This window comes from Amycolatopsis sp. SID8362 (assembly GCF_010550475.1).
Lineage (GTDB): Bacteria > Actinomycetota > Actinomycetes > Mycobacteriales > Pseudonocardiaceae > Amycolatopsis > Amycolatopsis eburnea.
In genome coordinates this window covers 1-4131 of the sequence record NZ_JAAGNB010000248.1, presented here as the reverse complement: position 1 = coordinate 4131, position 4131 = coordinate 1, and the positions used below count along the sequence as shown (strand labels likewise).

Annotated in this window: 5 protein-coding genes; 2 read left to right on the top strand and 3 right to left on the bottom strand. The window is 72.5% G+C overall.

What is annotated here, in order from left to right; genetic code table 11:
- The 3 genes from G3I65_RS08570 to G3I65_RS08560 all read right to left on the bottom strand — a co-directional run.
- Window positions 1-463 (bottom strand): FAD:protein FMN transferase (locus G3I65_RS08570; RefSeq protein WP_160695616.1); only part of this gene is annotated, 463 nt, incomplete at its 3' end.
- On the bottom strand, window positions 460-894 hold the full coding sequence (locus G3I65_RS58215) for an FMN-binding protein (protein WP_160695615.1): 435 nt from the start codon (window positions 892-894) through the stop codon (window positions 460-462). The genes G3I65_RS08570 and G3I65_RS58215, both read right to left, overlap by 4 nt.
- Window positions 895-908: 14 nt before the next feature.
- On the bottom strand, window positions 909-2255 hold the full coding sequence (locus G3I65_RS08560) for a ferric reductase-like transmembrane domain-containing protein (protein WP_160695617.1): 1347 nt from the start codon (window positions 2253-2255) through the stop codon (window positions 909-911).
- 147 nt (window positions 2256-2402) lie between these two features.
- Here G3I65_RS08560 and G3I65_RS08555 point away from each other — a divergent pair, with 147 nt between their 5' ends.
- Both G3I65_RS08555 and G3I65_RS08550 read left to right on the top strand, forming a co-directional pair.
- Window positions 2403-3113 carry a response regulator transcription factor gene (locus tag G3I65_RS08555; RefSeq protein ID WP_160695614.1) on the top strand — a complete coding sequence of 237 codons (711 nt, stop codon included), beginning with the start codon at window positions 2403-2405 and terminating at the stop codon, window positions 3111-3113.
- Window positions 3110-4131 (top strand): histidine kinase dimerization/phospho-acceptor domain-containing protein (locus G3I65_RS08550; RefSeq protein WP_160695613.1); only part of this gene is annotated, 1022 nt, incomplete at its 3' end. The genes G3I65_RS08555 and G3I65_RS08550, both read left to right, overlap by 4 nt.

The window sequence follows — 4131 nt, the reverse complement described above, 5'->3', positions numbered from 1 at the left end:
CGCACACGGCGAGGGGCTGCTCGGGGTGGCGGACGCCGACCCGCCACGGGCGGCCGGGTTCCGGCTCGCCCGCGGTGACGACGTCGCCGCCGGCGTTGAGGCAGAACGTCGTCGCGCCCTCGGCCTTCAGCATGTCGGCGGCGCGCTGCACCGCCCAGCCCTTCACGACCGCGCACGGGTCGAGGCCGCGCCCGGGCAGCCGCGCCCGGAACGCGCCGCCGGAGAGCTGCTCGTAGTACGCGCAGAGTTCGAGGACCTCCAGGAGGTCGTCGCTCAGCTCGGCGGCCGCGAGCTCGCCGCGGTCGTACCGGCTGACTTCGCTGTCCGCCTTGAACGGGCTGAACCGCGCGTCGACGTCGTGGAACCAGGCGAAGACGTCGTCGACCACTTCGGCGAAGTCCTCGCCGTCCCGCAGGTCGAGCGAGATCGGCAGGCCCATGATCTGCTCGACGCGGACGCTCATCGGTTCCCCCGCGCGTCGATCGCGGCCTGCAGCGAAGTCTTGTAGGACTCGCTGGTCTCGGTCGCGCCGGTGATCGTGTCGATGTCGGCGCTCTGCGCCTGCATCGCCTCTTCCTGCAGCCGCGGCAACGCGGTGAGCGAGCGGCCCTCGTTCGGCGCCTGCAGCAGGGTGATGGCGGTGAGCCGCGAGCCGGTGAACGTCACCTGGACCTGCACGACGCCGTACTTGCCGGACTCGGCCGAGCCCTGGGTCGTCACCGTCGCGTTCGCACTGTCCGAAGTAGACGGTGCGGTCGACGGTGCCGCCGGGGCGCTGGTGCTGGGCGGCGCCTGGGCGACGGCGGCGGTGTTGTGCACCGGCCCCGGCTCGAACCGCCAGACCGCGATGAACCCGGCGATCGAGAGCGCGACGACGAAAATGGTCTTCTTCACGGTGAAAACTCCCCCTAGGCCGCGAGGCTGAAGCGTTCGGCGTGGACCTGGGTCTTCGGCACCTTCAGCTCGCGCAGGCTGCGCAGCACGGCCGACGTCATCCCCGGCGGGCCGCAGACGAACACGTCCCGGTCGTGCACGTCCGGCACCATCATGTGCAGGTTGGCCGGCCCGAGCATCGCCCCGCGCGGGCCGACCGCCTGGTCCGGTCCGGTGAGGACGCTGATGTCGGCGCCGCGGGCCTTGGCCAGCCCGTTCAGCTCCGGCAGCAGCACCGCGTCGGCCTGGGTGCGGACGCGGTACAGCACGACGACGTGCCCGTCGATGTCCTCCAGCAGCGCGCGGATCGGCGTGATGCCGACGCCGCCCGCCACGAGCAGCGCGTTGGGCCGCCGCTGGTGGATGGTGGTGAAGGCGCCGTACGGGCCTTCGGCGAACACCCGCGTGCCGACGCGCAGGTTCCGCAGCGACGCGCTGGCGTCGCCGAGCGCCTTCGCGGTCAGCCGCAGCGTGCGGCCGTCGGGCGCGGCGGACAGCGAGAAGGGGTTGGCCTGCCACCAGCGGTCCTTCGTGAGGAACCGCCACAGGAAGAACTGGCCCGCGCGCGCCGGCATCTTGTCCAGGTGCTTGCCGGTCATGTACACCGAAACGACGTCCGGGGCTTCGGAAACGACCGCGGTGACGCGCAGCTGGTGGCGCAGGTTGCGCCACAGCGGGAGCAGGACGCGCCCGGCGAGCACGGCGGCGCCGGCGCCCAGCCACATCGTCCACCAGTACGCCTTCGCCGCCGGCGCGCTCGCGAACGACGTCCCGAGCGCGATCTGGTGCGTGAACGCCAGCACGAGGGCGGCGTAGGTGTAGAGGTGGATGAAGTGCCACGTCTCGTACGCCAGCCGCTTGCGCGCGAACTTCGCCGAAGCCGCGCCGACGATCAGGATCACGGCGAACGCGACCAGCGCGCGCAGGATGCCTTCGAGGGTGTTCGCCATCTCGACCAGCTCGTCGACGACGCCCTTGCTCGACACCTCCGCGTAGCCGAAGGCGATGAACACCAGGTGCGCGAGCAGCGTCCACAGGATCGTGAAGCCGGTCCAGCGGTGCCACGTGGTGAGCCGGTCCATCCCGATCCGCCGGTCCAGCCAGGGCAGCCGCGCCACGAGCTGCAGCTGGAACGCCATGGCGAGCGCGCCGTACATGCCGGCGAGCCGTCCGATGCTGATCAGCACGTTCTGCGACAGGCCGGCCTCCGCGAACAGCGCGGTGACGGCCGCCACGTTGGCGCCCAGGAAGGTGAAGAGGCCGGATTTCGCGGCGATCCGGGGGCGGATCGCCGGGCGCGCGGCCTCGGCGGTCTGCGTCATGGTGGTCACACGGATCCCCTTCGGTTTCGGTTCACGAAGGCCAGCCTCGCCACGCAGCCTGTGGCGAGTCTGGGTGCGGGCTGTCGGATTCCTGTCGGCCCGCGCCACGGCTCGCCCGCACCGCGCGCGCCGGGAGAGGATGGGGGAGTGCAGAGCCCCGAGACCGTGCGCCTGCTCGTCGTCGACGACGAGCCGCACATCGCCGACCTCGTCGCCACCGTCGCCCGGTACGAGGGCTGGCAGGCGGTCACCGCGGGGTCCGGCCGGGCCGCGCTGACCGAGGCGGCGGCGTTCGGCCCGGACATCGTCGTGCTCGACCTGATGCTGCCCGACCTCGACGGCTTCACCGTTCTCGACCGCCTGCGCGAGAACGGCAACGCGGTGCCCGTGGTGTTCCTCACGGCCAAGGACGCGACGTCCGACCGCGTCGCCGGGCTCACCCGCGGGGGTGACGACTACCTCGTGAAACCGTTTTCCGTCGAGGAGCTGATGGCGCGGCTGCGCGCGGTGCTGCGGCGCAGCCACGGCGGGGTCCAGGCGGCGGCGCGCGGGGCCGTGCTGCGGGTCGGGGACCTCACGCTGGACGAGGACACCCGCGAGGTCCGCCGCGGCGACCGCCCGGCCGAGCTGACGCCGACCGAGTACGAGCTGCTGCGCTACCTCATGCGCCGCTCGCCCGCGGTGCTGACGAAGGCCCAGATCCTCGACCACGTATGGGAGTACGACTTCGGCGGCCGGTCCAATGTGGTCGAACTGGTCATTTCGCACCTGCGGCGCAAGCTCGACGCGGGCGAGGGCGAACCGCTGATCCACACCGTGCGCGGCGTCGGCTACGTCGTGCGCCAGGTCAACCGGTGAGGCGCTGGTTCGCGAAGTGGTACGGGGCCTGGCAGCGCACGCGGCTGGGCACCCGGATCACGCTGGGGCTCGGCGCGCTCGCGCTGGTCGTGTTCGCCGCGGTCGGCGTCACGATGGTCGGGATCATGCACGGCTACCTCGACCGCCGGCTCGACGAGCAGCTGTCCAAGAGCCAGAACACCCAGCTCCCGCAGCTGCGCGAGACGCACGGCTCGCCGCAGTCGGTGTACTCGTGGTACTCGGCGCTGTACAAGGTGCGCGACGGCGTCGCGACGCCCGAACCGGGCGGCCGGCTGCCCGGTGATGCCCGGCAGCTGGCGAAGATCGCCGCCGACGCGGTCGGCGGCGACGTCACGCGCACCGTCTACCTGCGCGACGACGGGCCGTACCGGGTGCGCGCGTGCCCGGTCGACAACGGTTCGGTGCTGCTCTCGGCCGCGCCCCAGAAGGACCTCGACGGGACGGTCCAGCAGCTGATCTGGGTCGAGGTGGCCGCGTTCTCGCTCGCCCTCGGCGTCCTGGTGGTCGTGGGACGGCTGGTGCTGCGCCGCGGCCTGCGCCCGCTGGCCGACATGGCCGGGACCGCGCACGACATCGCGTCCCACGACCTCACCGCCAACCCCGCCCTGCCGGTGCGCGCGGCCGGCACCGGCGGCGGCGCCGAAGTCGACGAGCTGCGGACGGCGTTCAACGTGATGTTGGCGCACATCGACACGTCACTGGCGGCGAAGACCGAGGCGAACGAACGGCTGCGGCGGTTCGTCGCGGACGCCTCGCACGAGCTGCGCACGCCGCTGACGTCGATCCGCGGCTACGCCGACCTCTTCCGCTACGCCGCGGCGAACGAGCCGGCCGAGCGGGAGGCGCACCTGGCCAAGATCCGCGAGGAGACCGCGCGGATGACGGTGCTGATCGACGACCTCCTGCTGCTGGCCCGCCTCGACGCGCGCGCCGCCGAGACGCCGTTGCGGCCCGAGCGCGTCGACCTGGCCGAGCTGGCGGGCGACGCCGCGGACGC